The sequence below is a fragment of the Kitasatospora sp. NPDC101176 genome (assembly GCF_044768035.1).
Lineage (GTDB): Bacteria > Actinomycetota > Actinomycetes > Streptomycetales > Streptomycetaceae > Kitasatospora.
In genome coordinates this window covers 152,581-170,016 of sequence record NZ_JBIWPA010000012.1, presented here as the reverse complement: position 1 = coordinate 170,016, position 17,436 = coordinate 152,581, and the positions used below count along the sequence as shown (strand labels likewise).

Below are 17,436 nucleotides of genomic sequence, written 5' to 3'. Positions count from 1 at the left end.
CCCCGCCCCGGGTGCGGCGCCCCCCGGGTGGTCGCCCGCCCGTGGGGCGCGCCGCGGCCGCGCTGGGGCGGCCCGGGGGGGGGGGGGCCGGGCGGCCGGCCCCCCCCCGGGGGCGGGGGGCGGCCCCGGCCGTGGTCGGGCGGTCGGCGGTGTGACGGTCCGGCGGGTGGGGCCTTCGGGCCGGTGCCCGCGGTCAGCTCAGGTGGCCGACGTGCGCAAGCGCCCGCTTCAGCAGCGCACCCTGCCCGCCGGGCATGTCCTGCAGCACCAGCGGCGAGGACGCCTCCTCCGGGCTGAACCAGACCAGGTCCAGCGCGTCCTGCCGCGGCCGGCAGTCCCCGGACACCGGCACCACGTACGCCAGCGACACCGCGTGCTGCCGCGGGTCGTGGAACTCGGTGACGCCCAGTGTGGGGAAGTACTCGGCGACGGTGAACGGCTGCAGGGACGCCGGGATCCGGGGCAGCGCCACCGGGCCGAGGTCCTTCTCCAGGTGCCGCAGCAGCGCGTCCCGGATCCGCTCGTGGTGCAGCACCCGGCCGGAGACCAGGGTGCGGCTGACCGTCCCGTCCGGGCCGATCCGCAGCAGGAGACCGATCTCGGTGACCTCGCCCGCGTCGTCGACGCGCACCGGCACGGCCTCGACGTACAGGATCGGCATCTTGGCCCGGGTGGTCTCGAGTTCCTCGGGGGCAAGCCAGCCCGGCGTGGTTTCCGTCATGTCAGCCATTCGCCGATCGTACGATCCCCGGCCCCCGGTGCGCCGGGCGCCCCGCCCACCCGAACCGGCGGCGGTTCGGCGGGCACCCGCTGCCAGGATGATCCCCGGCGGCAGGGGAAGGACACGTCATGCTGGGACTGCTCGGCTTCCACGACGAGCTGGAGGGGCGCGCCGGCGCTCCGAACGGGTCGGTGCACGACGCCGTCCGGGCAGCCGGCGAGCCGGACGAGGCGGCACTGGTCGGCTACCTGGACGCCGCCCTGCCGCTGGTCGGCTGGACGTCCGCCGTGCCCTGGCCGCTGACCCGGGGCGTGCGTGAGCCGGAGCCTCCGGCGGTCATGACCAGGGCCGAGTTCGACGCCCGGGAGGCGGCCCGCGCCCGGGAGCGGCCGGGCCCGTAAGCCCCGGTGGGCGTAGGGTCCGGCGGCGCCGGGGGCCGTGGTCAGGAACGCCAGACCGGGTCGGTGGCGATGGCCTTCAGGGCGTCCACCTCGAGCGCCGGATCACCGGGGCGGAAGGTGTAGCCGTTCTCGCCGTTCCACTCCGAGATCCGCACCTGACGGCCGTCCGGGTAGTACACGGTGGCCGTCCAGTGCAGGACCGGGTCCGTCGCGCCCTTGCCGTTGCCGAAGCGGTTGGTGACGACCAGGGTGCCGTCCCGCCGCTTGTCGCGGACCTCCAGCGGTGTGGCCGGGCTGCGCTCCGCACCCCGGAGGTCCTCCCGGCCGCGCTGGGACGGCGGGTCGACGGCGACCATCAGCATGCTGGTGCGGCCGTCGACGGTCGCGGTCAGAACGCCCCGCCCGGCGTCCCGGCCCGAGACCGCCGCGCCGGACGGCAGCAGCGGGACGAGCCGACCGAGCAGCTCCTCGCCGGACGGGCCCTGCGCCGCGGTGGGCGCCGGGGAGGCGGCGGACGGCGGCCCGCCGGGCGCGGGCGCGAGCGAGGCGAAGACGCGCTCCCAGCCCTCACCGGTGACCAGGGCCGTCAGCTGCTCCGCCGACAGCGGCGGGTTCGGCCGGCTCGCCGCGGCGGGCTGCCCGTTGAACTCGGTGACCTCCACCCGGCGGCCGTCCGGCGCGGCCCAGGTGGCCCGCCACTCGCGCTTGTCCGCCTCCGTGCGGTCCCGCAGCTTGTCGATGGTCAGGACCGATCCGTCGGGCCGCACCACCCGGTCGCAGGAGTCCTGTGGCACGACGAAGCCGTCCATACAGTTCGCGGTCTCCGCGGGCGGGCGGTCCGTCCGCTCCGCCGTGATGGTGAGGATGCTCTCCCCCGCCCCGTCGTCGAACAGGATCGTGGCGCCCGTCCGGTGCTGGCCCGGATCTCCGGCGCCACCGGAGGTGACCACCCGCACCCCGCCGTGCGGGAGCATGCCGGTGATCGTGCCGAGCACCTCCTCGGTCGTCATCCTCGGCAGGACCGGCTCCGGCGGGCCGGCCGGGCCCCCGGCGAAGGGCCCGCGGCCGACGACGGCGAAGCCGCCGGCCCCGGCCAGCACCACGGCCGCCAGCGCGCCGCCGAGAGCGGTGCGCCGGCGGCGACGCCACCGGCGTCCGCGCTGCTCGGCGAGGGGGGCCAGGGCGGCGTGCCGGACCGGCTCGGGCGCGAGCTCGGCCGCGCCGCGCAGGGCGCGGGCGAAGACGTCCGCGAACTCGTCGTCAGTGGGCATGGCGCAGCACCGCTTTCTCGGAGGAGGGGTTCGGTCCGCCCGCACCGGGCGCTCCCGGCGGGTCGATGGGGCGGCGCACCGCCGCCTCGATGTCGTCGCCCAGCAGGTCGCGCATCCGGGCCAGCGCCCGCCGGGTGCGCGAGCGGACGACGCTCGACGTCAGGCGCAGGGCGGTCGAGGTCTCCTCCACGCTGCGGTCCTCCCAGAACCTGAGCACCAGCACGGCGCGGTCCTTCGCCGGGAGTTCGGCCAGCGCGCGCAGCAGGGTGAGCCGCAGCGCCGGGTCCGGGTCGTCCACGCCGACCTCGGGGAACTCGTCGGTGACCCGCTCGGAGGCGCTGCGCTTGCGGCGGTAGGACAGGAAGGTGTTGACCAGGACGGTCTGCGCGTAGCCGCTGGGGTTCTCCAGCCGGGATATCCTCCGCCACTTCACGAAGATCCGGCCGAGCGCCTCCTGCACGAGGTCCTCGGCGAGGTGGGCGTCACCGCCCGTGAGCAGGAAGGCGGTCCGCAACAGGTGGCGGCCGCGGGAGGCGACGAAGTCCGGGAACTCCGGCCAGTGGTCTCCGGCCGACGCGTCCGGACTCGGTGATTGATCCATGTCTTGGTAACGCGGTGGGTGGGTGTTCGTGTGACAACCGCGTTCGGGTTCGTGGCGACCGGTGTGCGAACGGCCCGGGCGCGGCCGGTCCTTCTGGCGGGGGTGCGCAGGGGGTGACGGGAACCCTGGGAGGCGGCGGTACCGTCTGGCGTGGACGGGCGGGCGGGCGCGACGAGGGGAGACGGCGTGGAGGAGCTGGACGGCGGGGATCCGCGGCAGCTGGGCGAGTACCGCCTGCTGCGCCGGCTCGGTGCGGGCGGGATGGGCCAGGTCTACCTGGGCCGGACGGCGGGCGGGCGGACGGTGGCCGTCAAGACGGTGCACGCCCGGTATGCCGCCGACCAGGAGTTCCGGCGGCGGTTCCGCAACGAGGTGGCGGCCGCCCGGGAGGTCGGCGGCCGGTGGACGGCCCCGGTGCTGGACGCGGATACCGAGGGGCCGCAGCCCTGGGTGGCCACCGGGTACGTGGCCGGCCCCTCGCTGGCCGCGGCGGTCCGGGACTTCGGCCCCCTGCCCGGGGCGGCGGTGCGCTCGCTCGGGGTGGGGCTGGCGGAGGCGCTGACGGCCGTGCACGGGCGCGGGCTGGTACACCGCGACGTCAAGCCGTCGAACGTGCTGCTGGCCCTGGACGGGCCCCGGCTGATCGACTTCGGGATCGCCCGGGCCCTGGACGCGGCGACCGTGCTGACCCAGTCCGGCTTCCTGGTCGGCTCGCCCGGCTACCTCTCCCCCGAGCAGGCCGGCGGGCTGCGGGCCGGGCCCGCCTCGGACGTCTTCTCGCTGGGCGCCGTGCTCGCCTTCGCGGCCACCGGCGCGGCGCCGTTCGGCTCGGCGGTCAGCGCGCCGGTGCTGATCTACCGGGTGCTCCACGAGGATCCGGACATCCCGCTGGAGGACACCGGGTTGCGTGCGGTCCTGGCCGACTGCCTCGCCCGGGACCCGGACCGGCGACCGACCCCGGCGCAGCTGCGCGAACGGCTGACGGCCGGCGACGCGGCCGCGCCGGAGCGCCTGGAGCGGCGGGACTGGCTGCCGCCCGCGGTGGCCGGCTCGCTGGCCGGGCTGGCGGTCGAACTGCTCGACCTGGACGGGGAGTCGGCGGCCCGGCCGGCGGCTCCGACCGGGCGGTTCGGCCCGGCGCAGCCGTGGGAGGGGCCGGGCCCGCGGCCCGCCCCGACGTCCACGCCACGCCCCTTCCCGACGTCCGGGCCTCCGGTCCCGTCGGCGTCCGTCCCGCAGCCCCCGCCGGCCGGGATCCCGGCACCGGCGCCGGGCACCGCCGTGCCCGGCCCGCCGCCGGGCGCCCACCCGGCGACACCCGCCCTGCCGTACCCGCCGCCCGCCCCGACTCCCTCCCGGCCCGCCCGCCGCGGGCCGGGGCGCGGCGCGCTCGTGGTCTCGGTGGTGCTGGCGGCCGCGACGGCGGGCACCGCCGTCCTCCTGGTCACCCGCCCGGACCACACGGCCGGCACCGGACCGGCGCCCACCACCGCGGCCACGCAGCCCTCGACCGCCGCCCCCACACCCACCACGGCCTCCGACCCGACGTCCGTCGCCACGCCCGCCGGCTCCGTCCCGGAGGGCTTCCTCGGCACCTGGCAGGGACAGCTCGGCAGCCCGGCGGTGGCGCTGAAGCCCGACTTCACGATCACCATCACCCAGGGCCGCCCCGCCGACCCGATCGCCCGGATCCACAACAACACCGGTGCCGGCACCCCCTACTGCGACGCCGTGGCCGACCTGATCTCGGCCACGCCCGAGCGCGTGGTGCTCCGTACGGCCCCGATGAACGCCCTCAGCGGCTGCGCCGCCGACCCGCACGACCAGGTGTACACCCGCAACGCGGACGGCAGCCTGCACCTGATCGTCGGCGGATTCTCGGGCGAGCTGCTGAAGAAGTGACACCCCCTCGCGGCGGGGCGGCCGGTGCACGGCGCCGCCCCGCCGCGGCGGCCTGCCCGGAAGCTCCCACCAGAGCGCCCGGAACCGTGCTCGACGGGCGCTCGAGGAATCCGGCCCCCACCCCCCGGCGCAACTAAGGTGCGACGCATCCACCCCACCATCCCGCGCACCCGAACAAGCAGCCGACGGCCGACACCGGGACCGTGCCGGGACGCACCGGGGCCCGCACACCCCGACGCCGCGGCGAACGCCGCCCACCCGAGCAGCCGCCCGCATACGAGAGGAGAACCGTCATGCACCTCAAGGTCCTCGGCCCCCTCACCGCCGACCTCAACGGCATCTCCGTCGTCCCCACCGCCGCCAAACAACGCCAGATCCTCGCCCTCCTCGCCCTCTACCCGAACCGCATCCTGCCCACCACCACGCTGATCGAGGAGATCTGGGGCGACAACCCGCCCAGACAGGCGCTCACCACCATGCAGACGTACATCCTGCAACTGCGCCGCCGGATCACCCAGGGCCTCGGCGCGACCCCGCACATCACCGCCAAGGACGTCCTCACCACCCGGCACGGCGGCTACCAGCTCACCACCCACCCGGACAACCTGGACGTCCACACCTACAACCTGCTCACCACGCAGGGACAGCACGCCTTCAACAACGGGCACGACCACCAGGCCGCCACGCACTTCCGGCAGGCTCTCGCGCTCTGGCACGGCCCGGCCCTGGTCGACGTGCGGCCCGGACCGATCCTCGCCATCGAGATCATGCGCCTGGAGGAGAGCCGCCTGATCACCCTGGAACGGCGCATCGACACCGACCTGCGGCTCGGCCGGCACAACGAGCTCATCCCCGAACTCACCCACCTCACCCACCAGCACCCGCACCACGAGGGCCTGCACGCCCAGGCCATGGTCGCGCTCTACCGCGCCGGCCGGCAGACCAGCGCCCTCACCACCTACCACCACCTGCGCCACCGCCTCACCACCGAGCTCGGCATCCAGCCCTCCCCGCACCTGCAGCACCTGCAGCACGCGATCCTCACCCTCGACCCCACCCTCAACACGCCGACCACGGCCCACCCGACCACCTACAACCTGTACTCGGCCTGAGCTCCCGTCCCGCCCTCACCCCCAGGACCCGCCATGACCACCGCACCCGAGAAACCCCTCGCCCTGATCACCGGCGGCACCCGCGGAATCGGCCTCGCCATCGCCCGAGAGCTCGGCAACCGCGGCCACCGCCTGTTCATCTGCGCCCGCACCGGTCACCACATCACCCAGGCCCTGGCCACCCTGCGCAGCGAGGGCCACCAGGCCGACGGCACCACCTGCGACGTCCGGGACCCGGCCCAGGTCACCGCGCTGATCCAGCACACGGTGGCCGAGCACGGCCCGATCACCGTGCTGGTCAACAACGCCGGACGCACCGGCGGCGGGCCGACCGCCACCACCACGGACGACCTCTGGTACGACGTCATCGACACCAACCTCAACGCCGTCTTCCTGGTCACCCGGGAGACCCTCAGGCACGGCCACCTCACCGGCACCGCACACCCCCGGATCATCAACATCGCGTCCACCGCCGGGAAGCAGGCCGTCACCTTCGGCGCCCCGTACACCGCCAGCAAGCACGCCGTGATCGGCTTCACCCGGGCCCTGGCCAAGGAGCTGGCGCCGACCGGCACCACCGTCAACGCCATCTGCCCCGGCTACGTGCACACCCCGCACACCACGCGGATCCACCACGAGTACGCCACCGCCTACAACACCACGCCCGAGACCATCCACCAGCACTTCCAGACGCACATCCCGCTCGGCCGCTACACCACCCCCGAGGAGGTCGCCTCGCTGGCCGGCTACCTCACCACCCCGACCGCCGCCAGCATCACCGCGCAGGCGCTGAACGTCTGCGGCGGCCTCGCCACCCAGTAGCCCCGGCGCCAACCCCGCCGGCCCACGGGAAGGAACCGGGCTCCGGTGCCCGCTGATCAGCGATGACGAACCGCCACTTCTCCAGCGCGCCCGTCACCCTGCTGGTGGCCGGCGCCGCCTCGCCCGCGCCCTGCCTGCCCGCCGGCCGGCCGCCCGGACGGCTCGACGCGGGGGCCGTGACCGCCGCGCTCGCCCGCACCGCGACCCGCGCGTGGCAGCCGCCCGGGCCGCGCGGGGCAGGCCGACTCCCGGAGTACCTGCTGGTCGAGCTGAACCGGGTCTACGAGGGCGACGCGCTGCGCGCGGCGCTGCGGGCCGTCGCCCCCGAGGCCGGCGAGGACCTGCTCTGGGAACGGATGGTCGACGGTCCGGACGGGCCCGACGGGCTCGACCGGCTGCTCACCGACCTCGGGCACGACCTGGACACCGGGCCGCGGCTGCGCGCCGTCCTGGTCGGGGACCGCCGCGGCGGCCCCCGGCGCCTGTTCCTCGGCATCGCCGCCGGACCGCCCGGCCGCGCCGCCGACCTGCTGGACGAGCTGCGGGAGGCCCTGGCGCACCCGCCGGAGCCCGTGACCGTACCGACCAGCGCGCTGCAGCGGGAGATGCTGCGGCAGGTCGCCGGGCGGTCCGACCAGGACGGCCGGCACGTCGAGCAGCTCTCCTGGAACTGGCACGGGCCGCTGGACACCGCGCGCTTCACCGCCGCCTGGCAGTCCGTGTTCGACCACGAGACCGTGCTGCGGGCCGCGTTCGACTGGGACGACCCCGCCGATCCCTGGATGGTGCTGCACGAACGGGCCGTCCCCGACGTCGTCCGGCATCCGCACGACGCGGTCGACTGGGACGACCTGCTCGAAGCGGACCGGCGCCGCGGCTTCGACCTGCGCCGGCCCGCCCTCCTGCGCGCCACCCTGCTCGACGCAGGCCCCGCCGGCGACGGCGAGGGGCCCGTCACCCGGGTCCTGCTCACCTACCACCACGCCATGCTGGACGGCTGGAGCGTGCGGCTGCTGCTGCAGTCCTTCTACCGCGCCTACCTCACCGGCGGCGTGCTGCCCGGCGGCGAACGCCGGCCCGACGTCCGCGACCACGCCCGCTGGCTCGGCGCCCAGGGCACCGAGCCGGCCCGGCAGTTCTGGGCCGGCCGGCCCGCCGCCACCGCCGTCCTGCCGCTCGCCCCCGACCCCGACCGGCGCGGCAGCGGACGCGCCCGGCGCCGGCTCACCCCGTACGAGGCGATCCGGCTGCGCGGCTGGGCGGCCACCTGGGGAGCCGGCGAGAGCAGCGCCCTGCAGGCCGCCTGGGCCCTGCTGCTCTACCGGGCCGCGCAGTCCCGCACCCCGCGCCGGCCGGCCCGGGCGGTGCGGGTCGGCTTCGCGGTGACCGTCTCCGGCCGGGGCATCCCGCTGGACGGCGTCGACCGGCTGCCCGGCGCCCTGCGCAACCCGCTGCCCATCTCCGTCCGGGTGCACCCGAGCACCACCGTCCCGCAGCTGCTCGCCGCCCTGCGCGACGGGGTGTTCGACCTCGCCGGCTACGAGTGGGTCTCCCCCGGCCAGGCCCACCACTGGAGCGCCACCCCGCGCGGACAGCGCCCGCACAGCCTGGTCGTGCTGGAGCACCAGCCGACCGCCCCGCACCACCTGCGGCTGGAGACCGACCTCGCCGCGCACGGCATCCACGTGGAGAGCCCGGTGCCGTCCGGCACCTTCACCTCCTACCCGATCACGCTCGCCGCCCACTACGACCCGGCCGGCGGGCTCGTCCTCACCACCACCCACGACCGCGCCCTGCTCGCCGACCAGGACGCCGCCGAACTCCTCAGCCAGAGCGCCCTGTTGCTGCGCACCTTCCCCGACCTGCCGAGCGGCATCGGCACCACCGAGGTGCTGCGCTCCACGCTCGCCGGGCACCCCACGCCACGCCCGGGCGCGGGGGTGCGGCCCGAGGCGGGCCCGGGGGTGCGGGCGCCCGGCGCCGACCCCGGGGAGGACGGCCCCGCCGTCCGGCTGGAGGTACTGCGCCGGGCCGGGCACCCGGACGCCGGCTGGGTCCTGCTGCTGCCCCCGCCCGACGCCCCGCACACCCGCTACCCCGCCGCCGCGCGCGGCTGGCCCGGCCCGCAGGCCCTCGGTGTGCTCCGCCCGGCCGCCGCGGCGCCGCCGCCGCCACGGGCCTATCGGCCGGTGCTCGCCCCGCTGCTGGAGTCCGCCGCCCCGGTCGCCCTGGTCGCCGCCCCGGGCAGCGGCCTCATCGCCTGCGAACTCGCCCGGCTCGGCCCGCCCGGCTCGGCGCCGCTGGTGGTGCTGCTCCCCGACCCGGCCGGCCCCGCCGACCTGGCGGCGCTGGCGCCACTGCTGGCCGGCGGCTTCGCGCGACCGCCCGGCGCTGCGCCGTAGGGCCCGTCAGGGCGTTTCCGACCCTGCGCGTCGGATCCGCGGACGGCCTCGGGGCGGCCGACACCGCAGCGCGGAGAAGGGGTGCCCGCCCGTCCGCAGGCCGGGCCGTGTCTTCCGACGCCGCACGCCCCGTGGGAACGGTCGGACGCGCCGTAGGGTGAGGCATGGCCCATTTCGTGCTGACCCGCCGCTCACCGCTGTCGCCGGACGCCTGCTGGGGGCGCGTCACCGCCTGGCGCGCACACGGCGACCGGGTGCCGTTCACCCGGGTCACCGTCGTCCGTGGCACCGGCCGCCGGCCGGGCGACGTCATCCAGGCCCGGACCAGGATCGCGGGCTTCCTCGTCGACGACCCGATGGAGATCGCCGCTTTCACCGCCCCCGCCCCCGGGCGGGACGGGCTCTGCCGGCTCGAGAAGCTCGGCCGTCCGGTGCGCGGCTGGGCCGAACTGCGTGTCCGGGCTCTGGACGGGCCGGGCGGCGGCTCGGAGGTGGTCTGGGAGGAGGAGATCGAGGTCACGATCCTGCCGAGGTTCCTCGACCCGCTGGTCGCCCTCGGTGGGCGGCTGGTCTTCGGGCGGGTGCTGGGCATGCTGCTCGGGCCGACCTCGCGGCGGGTGTAGGGCCGCTCCTGCGGATCGGACCGCTCCGGGGCGACAGGCCTCAGGCGGGCAGCGCGGGCAGACCGTGCGCGGCGAGGACGGCGTTCGCCAGGTCGGGCCGGTCGACCGGGAGGCCGCGACCGCCGAACAGGGCGAACAGCTCGGCTAGTTCTCGGCGCTCGATGCCGCGCGTCCGGTCGTCCTCGGTGAGCCCCAGCACGGCGAGGAGCGGGCCGCGGTGCCGCCCGCCCCGGCCCGCCGGCCGGTCGGCCAGCCGCAGCCGGACCACGGCCCGGTGGGCGCCGGTCTCCGGCTCCTCGCCGACCTCCACGGCCAGCCCCCGGACGTCCTGCCAGGCGTAGCGCCGGGGAACGGCCAGCAGGACCAGGGCGAGGCCCTGTTCGTCCGCGCGGAGCAGCGAGGTCCGTGGCACGCCGACGGCCACGGCCGCCACGATCCCGGCCGCGATCAGCAGGCACGGGCCGGTGCTCACGGCACCGGTGGTGCTGAGGACGATCGCCGCGAGCATCGCCAGCAGGCAGCCGCAGCCGATCACGTCCGCCCGTGGGCGGATACCGCCCAGCCGCACCGTCGTCACCATCGCGCGCCCCCCGAAGCTCGTCCGCGAGTCCCCGGAGCGAGTCCCCGGAGCTCCTCCCGCCACCGGCTCCGGCGGCGTCCCCCGCGCCACGATCCCGAACGGCCCCGGCCGCGGGCAAGCGCGGGCGCCCGGCTGTGACGGGCCCGTGACGAAGGGGGCGCGCCCCCGGGAGCACGCCCTCGCGTCCGGTGACGCCCCCTCACGCCGCCCCGCCGGCCGTGGTGCGCGCTCGGCCGGTCAGCCGGTGTGCAGGATCCGGAAGCGTTCCGGGGCGGCCGGGTCCCGGTCGACGACCTGCACCGGCGGCCAGGCCCACTGCCAGACGCTGACGCCTGGCTCCCGGGAGAAGCGGATCCTCCCTCGGGTGCCCTCGACCGCGACGTGCGGCCAGGCCTCCGCGACGAGCGCCCGGGCCGTGCCGTGCGAGCGCAGCACCTCGGCCAGCACGGCAATCGTGTCGTACCCCTCGAAGGCGACGAAGGACGGCGCCGCCCCCAGCCGCTCGCACAGCGCCGCGGCCACGCGGGTGCCGAGCGGGCCGAGCCGCTCCGGCAGGTAGCGCAGGAACGGGACCGCCGCGCCGTCGCCGCCCAGCAGCTCGGCCCAGTCGGTGAACTCCGGCTGCCCCGCCGGGGCGCCGATCACGACCTCGGTGAGCCGCGGGTCGCGGCGCACGGCCTCGACCAGCGGCACCGACGGCTCCGGGTCGCCGGCCAGCAGCAGGAGGGCCGTCACGCGGTGGCGGACCAGTTCGTCGCACACCTCCGCGGGCGTGAGCCCGCTCGGGTCGAGCTCGACGACGGTGCCGCCGCGCGGGGCGAGGTGGTCCCGCAGGATGCGGGCCCCGGACGCCCAGTAGACGGTGGGCTGGGCGGCCAGGGCGATCCGGCGGTGGCCCGCGCCGAGCAGGAAGTCGGCGTAGGTACGCCAGCCGTGGGACTGCGCCGGGCAGAGGCGGGCCACCCACGGCGTCGGCGTGTCGGTGAGCGCGTCCAGCACCGCCGAGGAGCAGAGGTACGGCAGGCCGAGGGCGTCGGCCCGGGCGGCGACGGCGCGGGCGACGACGCTGTGGTACTCCCCCGCCACGGCGGCCACACCCAGGCCGGCCAGCTCGTCGACGGCGGCCGCGGCCCGCTCGGGATCGGCCGCGGTGTCCCGGACCAGCAGTTCCAGGGGTCTTCCGGCGATCCCGCCTGCGCCGTTGACCTCCTGGACGGCCAATTCGATCCCGGCGAGCAGGTGGCGACCCGCCTCGGCCCAGCCGGGCCGGGTCAGCGGGGCGAGCGCGCCGATCCGTACGGACGGCCCGCCGGCCGGCTTGGACACGAGTGGCGCCGGCGGCGCGCTCGGTGACAACGTGTGCGATGACGGCGTGCTCGATGACGGCGTGCTCGGTGGCGTGGTCATCCGTCGAGTCTCCCAGCGTCGCCCCGGTCGCGGTTCGCCAGGGTCGCGCAGGGCCCTCCGCCGCGGTGCGCGGTCACGGTCGCGGCCGCCCCGGAGTCGACGTGCGGCGGACGGCACGCACCGGCGCCGGGCTCGACCCGCACCGGGACGGGACGAGCCGACCCCGCCGGGCGGCCCCGCCCCCGCCGTCAGTGGCCGCGCAGCTGGCGGACGAGGGTGCGGGCCGCCCCGGCCCAGGACGGGTGGTCGAAGACGAAGCCGGCGTCGAGCAGCCGGGTGGGGGTGACGCGGCGGCTCTTGAGCAGCAGTTCGCTCTCGGAGCGGAGGGTGAAGGCCCCCAGTTCGGCCATCCAGCGGGTGGCGGGCAGGGCGACGGGCATGCCCCAGGCGGCGCGCAGGGCGTGCATGAACGCGCGCTGCGGCAACGGGTCGGGTGAGGCGAGGTTCACCGGGCCGGTGAGGTCCTCGCGGGCGATCAGGAACTCCACGGCGCGGGCGAAGTCATGGGCGTGGATCCAGGACACGTACTGGGTGCCGCCCGCGATCGGGCCGCCGACGCCGAGGCGGGCCAGCCAGGAGAGCGCGTCGAAGGCGCCGCCGCGTTCGGGGCCGAGGACGACCGCGGTGCGCAGCGCGACCTTGCGGGTGTCCGGGGTGTCGGCCCGGGCCTGGGTGTCCTCCCAGGCCCGGGCGAGGTCGACGCTGTACCGCCAGGAGGCCGGGGCGTCGGGCTCCTGGCCGCCGAGCAGGCCGTCCTGTTCGTCGTTGGGGGCGTCGTGGCGGTGGGCGTAGACGGTGGCGGTGCTCATCTGCAGCCAGACGGCGGGCGGGCGCCGGGCGCCGGCGACGGCCGCGCCGAGGATCTGGGTGGAGTCGATCCGGGAGTCCCACATGGCCCGCCGGTTCTCCTCGGTGTAGCGGCAGTTGACGCTGCGCCCGGCGAGGTTGACGACGGCGTCGCTGCCGTCCACCTCGGCCGTCCAGCGGCCGAGGGTCCGGCCGTCCCAGCCGACCTCGTTGGCGCGGCGGGGCCGGCGGGTGAGCACGACGACCTGGTGGCCGGCGGCGGTCAGGGTGCGGTCGAGCAGGGTGCCGAGGGCACCGCTCCCGCCGGGTATGACGATCTTCATGAGTTCCCCCTCGTGTCCTCATGTCCGGACTCGAGGGTAGCGCAGGAACTTGAACGCGTTCAAAGTGGTGCGGCGCAGGCCTCTGAGCAGCTGGGACCTACCGCTCGACGGAGAGGATCCGCCGCAGGGAGTCGCGCAGGGCACCGTCGGCGGTGGGCGGATGCGGGCTCCGCCAGGCGATGTGACCGTCCGGACGGACCAGGACGGCGTCGTCGGCGGGGACGCCGAGGGTTCCGGCGGGCAGCCGGTGGAGCGTGACGGGCAGTCCGGCCGCGGCGGCCGTGTCGGCCTGCCGCTGCCAGTCGGGACCGGACGCGGAGGTGAGCAGCGTGAACCCGGGCCCGACCAGGTCGAGGGTGGAGGCGGCGGCACCGGGCGGCCCGGCGAGGCGTCGGTGCGGCAGCCGGCTTCCGGGGCCACCGTCCGGGTGCTCTCCGGCCGGGTCGAGCGCGGGCCGGTCGGGGGCGGCGGAGTCGGGGGCGGCGTCGGCGTCCGGGTCGTCGGCGAGCACGGCGGTGGAGCGGTAGTGCGCGGTGAGCAGCAGCTCGTCGTCGATCCGGTAGCTGGTGCGGGCCCGGGAGTTGGCGAGCGAGAGGTCGATGACCTGCCGGGCGACGGGGCGGCGTTCGGCCTGGTAGGTGTCGAGCAGCGCGTGGCCGGCGGGCCCGTGGACGACGGCCGCGAGCTTCCAGGCGAGGTTGTCGGCGTCACCGATGCCGGTGTTCATGCCGTGCCCGCCGGTCGGGGGCGTGACGTGGGCGGCGTCGCCCGCGATCAGCACCCGGGAGCGGCGGTAGGCGTCGGCGAGCCGGGCGTCCAGGCGCCAGGTCTGGGTGTCGCGGACGGCGACGTCGAGGTCCGGCAGCCCGGCGGCCTCCCGGACCAGGGCGGCGAGGCGCGGGTGGTCCGCCTGCAGCTCGGCCACGTCTACGTGCACGGGGTCGTAGGGGTGCTGGTAGATCCAGTGCCGGTCGTTGTCGACGGCGAGGAAGCCGCCGCGGCCGGGTTCGGTGAGGAAGTACGAGGCGCTGGCCCGGTCGGCGACGACCGCGCCGAGCGGCGCCTCGAAGCGGATGCTGAGGAAGTGTCCGAGGCCGGTCGGCCCCTCCAGGGCGATCCCGGCACCGGCGCGCACGGTGCTCGCCGCGCCGTCGCAGCCGACCAGCCAGTCCGCGCGGACGGTGTGGCGCTCGCCGGTGGTGCGGTCCTCCAGCAGCGCGTGGACGCCCCCGGCGGACTCGGTCGACTCGGTCGACTCGGTGAAGGAGACCAGTCGGGTGCCGAACCGGATGCCGTCCGGGGCGAGTTCGCGGGCGCGGCGCAGCAGGAGCGCTTCGAGGGCGTCCTGCGGGCAGATCAGGCCCGGTGCGGGGGTGCGTTCCGCGCCGCCGTCGGGTGCGCCGACCAGGCCGGTGCGGACGAAGTCCGGGTCGGAGAGGGTGCGGCCGCGGTAGAAGAAGACGTGGGAGGCGGGGAGTCCGGCCTCGCGGACGGCCTGCTCCAGGCCGAGGCGGCGCAGGATCTCCATCGAACGCGCCGACACGCCACGGGCCTTGGGGTGGTGGGAGGTGCCGGGGTGGGCCTCGACGAGCAGGTGCGGCACGCCGTGGCCGGAGAGCAGGAGGGAGAGGGTCAGCCCGACCGGGCCCCCACCGACGACCAGGACGGACGTCTCTGCCGGGAATCGCATGCACCGCTCCTTCGTAACGCCTAATGATTGATTTCGACGTTACCATGGGCGTGTACGGCAGACGGTCGGACCAGAACGGACGGACGATGACCCAGGACCTCGACGACGGCAACCCGCGCGGCCTCCACTTCCTCGCCGACCTCGCCAACGCCGTCCGCACCGACCCGGCGCCCGGCGCGGCCGAGCTCCAGGCGCTGCTGGAACACCACGGCGGCCCGCCGTTCCGGCTCACCGAGGCCGACGCCCGCGAGCTGCGCACGGCCGCCGCCCGCCTCGTCCACGTCCTCACCCTCGACGACGTGGACGAGGCGGCCGAGGCCGTCAACGCCCTGCTGGACGCCTACCCGCCCCGGCCCCGGCTCGTCCGCCTCCCCGGCCGCCCCTGGTCGCTGCACACCCAGGCCCCGCCCTCCGCCGGCCTGACCCACTGGCTGCTCTCCACCTGCGCCCTGGCCCTCGGCCTCTGGCTCGGCGACCGCGGCCGCTGCGCCTGGGGCCGCTGCGCGGCACCGGACTGCGAGCGCTTCTTCATCGACACCGGCCGCCGCACGCCACAGCGGTACTGCACCCCGCGCTGCGCCACCCGCGTCCGCGTCGCCGCCCACCGGGCCCAGCGCACCGCCGACTGACGGGCCGCCCGCCCCCGGACAGCGGCGCCGTCCCGGGGGCCGGGCGGGCGGGTCCTCACATCCGCATCCGGAGCCGGCACACCACCGCGTCGGTGTGCCGGCGCAGGGCCCGGTCGATGACCGCGCCCCGGCGGTTCTGCAGCGCGCGCTGCCAGGGGCGGACCGGTTCGACCTCGGGGATCAGAACGGTGAGGCGGTCGTAGGCGTGCTCGGTGGCGAGGCCGTTGACGAAGTCGGCGATCGGCCGGCCCAGGCGGCGGTGCTCGTCCGGGATCTCCACCAGCGGGACGCCCGGCTGCCACAGCTCCCAGTCCCGGCGCAGGGTCTCGGTCTCCACCGGATCGTGGACGACGGTGACGGCCATCACCTCGTCGCCCAGGGACAGGGCCGCGGACAGGCCGTCACGGGTGAGCCGGGTGATCGCGGTGACCGGGACGACGACCAGGCTGCGCTGCGGGGTGAGCGGCCCCGGGACGCGGCCGAGTTCCAGACGCGCGCCGATCCGCGCGTAGCTGCGGTGCACCGCCTCGAAGAGCAGGACCAGCAGCGGCAGCGCCAGGCAGATGCCCCAGGCGCCCTCGGTGAACTTCGTCCCGGTGACGACCAGGGTCGCGGTGCCCGTGAGCAGCGCGCCGAAGCCGTTCAGCGCCGCCTTCGCCCGCCAGCGGGCGGGCCGGTGCAGGGCCCAGTGGCGGACCATGCCGACCTGGCAGATCGTGAAGCCGACGAACACCCCGATCGCGAACAGCGGGACGAGGCTGTTGACGTCACCGCCGGAGCCGACCAGCAGGAGGGCGGAGACCGCCGCGAGGAAGAGGACGCCGTGGCGGTGCACCTGACGGTCGGCGCGCAGCGCGAAGACGTGCGGCAGGTGGTTGTCCCGGGCCAGCAGGTGCATCAGGACCGGCAGCCCGCCGAAGGAGGTGTTCGCCGCCAGGCCCAGCAGGACCACGGTCGCGAACTGCACCAGGTAGAAGCCGGCGCCGTGGCCGAGGGAGGCGTCCGCCAGCTGGGCGAGGACGGTGACGCCCTCGACCGGTTGCAGGTGGAAGCGGCCGATCAGGACGGCCAGCCCGATCAGCATCACCCCGAGCAGCGCGCCGAGCGCGACCTCCGTGCGCTGCGCGCGCTTCACGCCCGGCGTGCGGAAGGACGGCACGGCGTTCGCCACCGCCTCCACGCCGGTCAGCGCGGAACAGCCGGCCGCAAAGGCCTTCAGCAGCAACAGCGCACCCACCGCCGTGGCGTTCTCCGTCAGCACCGAGGCGTGCCCGGCCGCCGCGGCCGTGCTCGCCGGCGCGTCCCGGAACAGGCCCACCACGATGATCGTCAGGATCGACAGCACGAACACCGCCGTCGGCGCCATGAACCAGCGGGCCGACTCCGCGATCCCGCGCAGGTTCACCGCCGTCACCAGCGCCAGCACGCCCAGGCACAGCCACACCCGGTCCCCGTACAGCCCCGGCACCGCCGAGGTCAGCGCCGCCACCCCGGCCGTCACCGATACCGCGACGTTCAGCACGTAGTCGATCACCAGCGAGGCCGCGGCGGTCAGCGCCGTCCGGCGCCCCAGGTGCTCCTTGGCCACCGCGTAGGAACCGCCGCCGTCCGGGAACGCCGCGATCACCTGCCGGTACGACGCCACCAGCACCGCCAGCAGCACCGCGATCGCCACCGTCACCGGCAGCGTGAACCCCAGACCGTAGGCACCGGCCGCGGCCAGCACCAGCACGATCGACTCCGGGCCGTAGGCCACCGAGGCCATCGCGTCCAGCGAGAGCGCCGCCAGGCCGCCGAGCACGCTCAGCCGGTGCCGGTCGTCACCGCCCGGGTCGGCCGCCCCTGCCGCCCCTGCCGCGGTGGCCGTCCCGGCGGCGCCGGCCTTCCGGTCAGCGCCGGCTTTCCCGGCAGCGGCGTCCGGCGGCTGCGCTCCGGCGGCGGGGGCCGGGGTGGTTCTCTGGGACATCCGTCTCTCCATCGGTCGGGGATCCCATGATCGTGAGGCCGTCCGGAACCGCGGCGGCGGATCACTGCGCTCCCTTGATGGCGGCACCTGCGGTCTTGACGACACCTTGACGACACCGGGCGTGCCGCGGCCCGCAGAAGCCGTTCGTCCGCCGCAGTCCGTGGAGAGATCGGCCGGTT

At 76.3% G+C, this 17,436-nt stretch carries 15 protein-coding genes; 7 read left to right on the top strand and 8 right to left on the bottom strand.

Translation table 11 applies throughout. The annotated features are described in order from the left end of the window. Positions 1-193 precede the first annotated feature (193 nt). Positions 194-721, bottom strand: a complete 528-nt coding sequence (locus tag ACIRS1_RS19125; RefSeq protein ID WP_360219997.1) for an NUDIX hydrolase family protein — start codon at positions 719-721, stop codon at positions 194-196. Between the two features lie 128 nt (positions 722-849). On the opposite strand from ACIRS1_RS19125, the gene ACIRS1_RS19120 reads away from it, so the two are divergent. Beyond that, positions 850-1,122: a hypothetical protein gene (locus tag ACIRS1_RS19120; protein WP_402841123.1), complete on the top strand. Its 273-nt coding sequence runs from the start codon at positions 850-852 to the stop codon at positions 1,120-1,122. Positions 1,123-1,163: 41 nt separating this feature from the next. Here ACIRS1_RS19120 and ACIRS1_RS19115 read toward each other — a convergent pair whose 3' ends face one another. Then, on the bottom strand, positions 1,164-2,393 hold the full coding sequence (locus tag ACIRS1_RS19115) for a hypothetical protein (protein ID WP_402841120.1): 1,230 nt from the start codon (positions 2,391-2,393) through the stop codon (positions 1,164-1,166). Continuing rightward, entirely contained in the window at positions 2,383-2,994 is a 612-nt protein-coding gene (locus ACIRS1_RS19110; RefSeq protein ID WP_402841118.1) for a SigE family RNA polymerase sigma factor, read from the bottom strand. Before ACIRS1_RS19110 ends, ACIRS1_RS19115 begins: the two co-directional genes overlap by 11 nt. A 186-nt stretch (positions 2,995-3,180) precedes the next feature. Here ACIRS1_RS19110 and ACIRS1_RS19105 point away from each other — a divergent pair, with 186 nt between their 5' ends. The 5 genes from ACIRS1_RS19105 to ACIRS1_RS19085 all read left to right on the top strand — a co-directional run bounded on the left by ACIRS1_RS19105 (position 3,181) and on the right by ACIRS1_RS19085 (position 9,855). Then, positions 3,181-4,896, top strand: a complete 1,716-nt coding sequence (locus tag ACIRS1_RS19105) for a protein kinase (protein ID WP_402841116.1) — start codon at positions 3,181-3,183, stop codon at positions 4,894-4,896. 293 nt (positions 4,897-5,189) lie between these two features. Continuing rightward, entirely contained in the window at positions 5,190-6,008 is an 819-nt protein-coding gene (locus tag ACIRS1_RS19100; RefSeq protein ID WP_360213257.1) for an AfsR/SARP family transcriptional regulator, read from the top strand. Positions 6,009-6,041: 33 nt separating this feature from the next. Beyond that, positions 6,042-6,830: an SDR family NAD(P)-dependent oxidoreductase gene (locus tag ACIRS1_RS19095; protein ID WP_360213259.1), complete on the top strand. Its 789-nt coding sequence runs from the start codon at positions 6,042-6,044 to the stop codon at positions 6,828-6,830. A 62-nt stretch (positions 6,831-6,892) separates the two neighbouring features. Continuing rightward, positions 6,893-9,232 carry a condensation domain-containing protein gene (locus ACIRS1_RS19090; RefSeq protein WP_402841111.1) on the top strand — a complete coding sequence of 780 codons (2,340 nt, stop codon included), beginning with the start codon at positions 6,893-6,895 and terminating at the stop codon, positions 9,230-9,232. 164 nt (positions 9,233-9,396) lie between these two features. Further along, positions 9,397-9,855 carry an SRPBCC family protein gene (locus tag ACIRS1_RS19085; RefSeq protein ID WP_402841108.1) on the top strand — a complete coding sequence of 153 codons (459 nt, stop codon included), beginning with the start codon at positions 9,397-9,399 and terminating at the stop codon, positions 9,853-9,855. 40 nt (positions 9,856-9,895) lie between these two features. Here the strand turns inward: ACIRS1_RS19085 and ACIRS1_RS19080 are convergent, their stop codons facing one another. The 4 genes from ACIRS1_RS19080 to ACIRS1_RS19065 all read right to left on the bottom strand — a co-directional run bounded on the left by ACIRS1_RS19080 (position 9,896) and on the right by ACIRS1_RS19065 (position 14,662). Beyond that, a complete protein-coding gene (locus ACIRS1_RS19080) occupies positions 9,896-10,435 on the bottom strand; it encodes a hypothetical protein (RefSeq protein WP_402841105.1) in 540 nt (179 codons plus the stop codon). Between the two features lie 237 nt (positions 10,436-10,672). After that, entirely contained in the window at positions 10,673-11,842 is a 1,170-nt protein-coding gene (locus tag ACIRS1_RS19075) for an ABC transporter substrate-binding protein (RefSeq protein WP_402841102.1), read from the bottom strand. A gap of 188 nt (positions 11,843-12,030) precedes the next feature. Beyond that, a complete protein-coding gene (locus tag ACIRS1_RS19070) occupies positions 12,031-12,972 on the bottom strand; it encodes a TIGR01777 family oxidoreductase (RefSeq protein WP_402841100.1) in 942 nt (313 codons plus the stop codon). A gap of 97 nt (positions 12,973-13,069) precedes the next feature. After that, positions 13,070-14,662, bottom strand: coding sequence for an FAD-dependent monooxygenase (locus ACIRS1_RS19065; RefSeq protein ID WP_402841098.1), 1,593 nt, complete (start codon positions 14,660-14,662; stop codon positions 13,070-13,072). Positions 14,663-14,748: 86 nt separating this feature from the next. Here ACIRS1_RS19065 and ACIRS1_RS19060 point away from each other — a divergent pair, with 86 nt between their 5' ends. Continuing rightward, the gene (locus ACIRS1_RS19060; RefSeq protein ID WP_402841096.1) at positions 14,749-15,291 is read left to right on the top strand and encodes a CGNR zinc finger domain-containing protein; all 543 of its coding nucleotides are present in this window, start codon (positions 14,749-14,751) and stop codon (positions 15,289-15,291) included. Between the two features lie 55 nt (positions 15,292-15,346). Here the strand turns inward: ACIRS1_RS19060 and ACIRS1_RS19055 are convergent, their stop codons facing one another. Further along, positions 15,347-17,257, bottom strand: a complete 1,911-nt coding sequence (locus tag ACIRS1_RS19055) for an APC family permease (RefSeq protein WP_402841093.1) — start codon at positions 17,255-17,257, stop codon at positions 15,347-15,349. Positions 17,258-17,436 lie beyond the last annotated feature (179 nt).

Coding starts and splice junctions, on each gene's coding strand:
- ACIRS1_RS19125 (WP_360219997.1), bottom strand. CDS start 721: ATGACGGAAACCACGCCGGGCTGGCTTGCCCCCGAGGAACTCGAGACC.
- ACIRS1_RS19120 (WP_402841123.1), top strand. CDS start 850: ATGCTGGGACTGCTCGGCTTCCACGACGAGCTGGAGGGGCGCGCCGGC.
- ACIRS1_RS19115 (WP_402841120.1), bottom strand. CDS start 2,393: ATGCCCACTGACGACGAGTTCGCGGACGTCTTCGCCCGCGCCCTGCGC.
- ACIRS1_RS19110 (WP_402841118.1), bottom strand. CDS start 2,994: ATGGATCAATCACCGAGTCCGGACGCGTCGGCCGGAGACCACTGGCCG.
- ACIRS1_RS19100 (WP_360213257.1), top strand. CDS start 5,190: ATGCACCTCAAGGTCCTCGGCCCCCTCACCGCCGACCTCAACGGCATC.
- ACIRS1_RS19095 (WP_360213259.1), top strand. CDS start 6,042: ATGACCACCGCACCCGAGAAACCCCTCGCCCTGATCACCGGCGGCACC.
- ACIRS1_RS19090 (WP_402841111.1), top strand. CDS start 6,893: ATGACGAACCGCCACTTCTCCAGCGCGCCCGTCACCCTGCTGGTGGCC.
- ACIRS1_RS19085 (WP_402841108.1), top strand. CDS start 9,397: ATGGCCCATTTCGTGCTGACCCGCCGCTCACCGCTGTCGCCGGACGCC.
- ACIRS1_RS19080 (WP_402841105.1), bottom strand. CDS start 10,435: ATGGTGACGACGGTGCGGCTGGGCGGTATCCGCCCACGGGCGGACGTG.
- ACIRS1_RS19075 (WP_402841102.1), bottom strand. CDS start 11,842: ATGACCACGCCACCGAGCACGCCGTCATCGAGCACGCCGTCATCGCAC.
- ACIRS1_RS19070 (WP_402841100.1), bottom strand. CDS start 12,972: ATGAAGATCGTCATACCCGGCGGGAGCGGTGCCCTCGGCACCCTGCTC.
- ACIRS1_RS19065 (WP_402841098.1), bottom strand. CDS start 14,662: ATGCGATTCCCGGCAGAGACGTCCGTCCTGGTCGTCGGTGGGGGCCCG.
- ACIRS1_RS19060 (WP_402841096.1), top strand. CDS start 14,749: ATGACCCAGGACCTCGACGACGGCAACCCGCGCGGCCTCCACTTCCTC.
- ACIRS1_RS19055 (WP_402841093.1), bottom strand. CDS start 17,257: ATGTCCCAGAGAACCACCCCGGCCCCCGCCGCCGGAGCGCAGCCGCCG.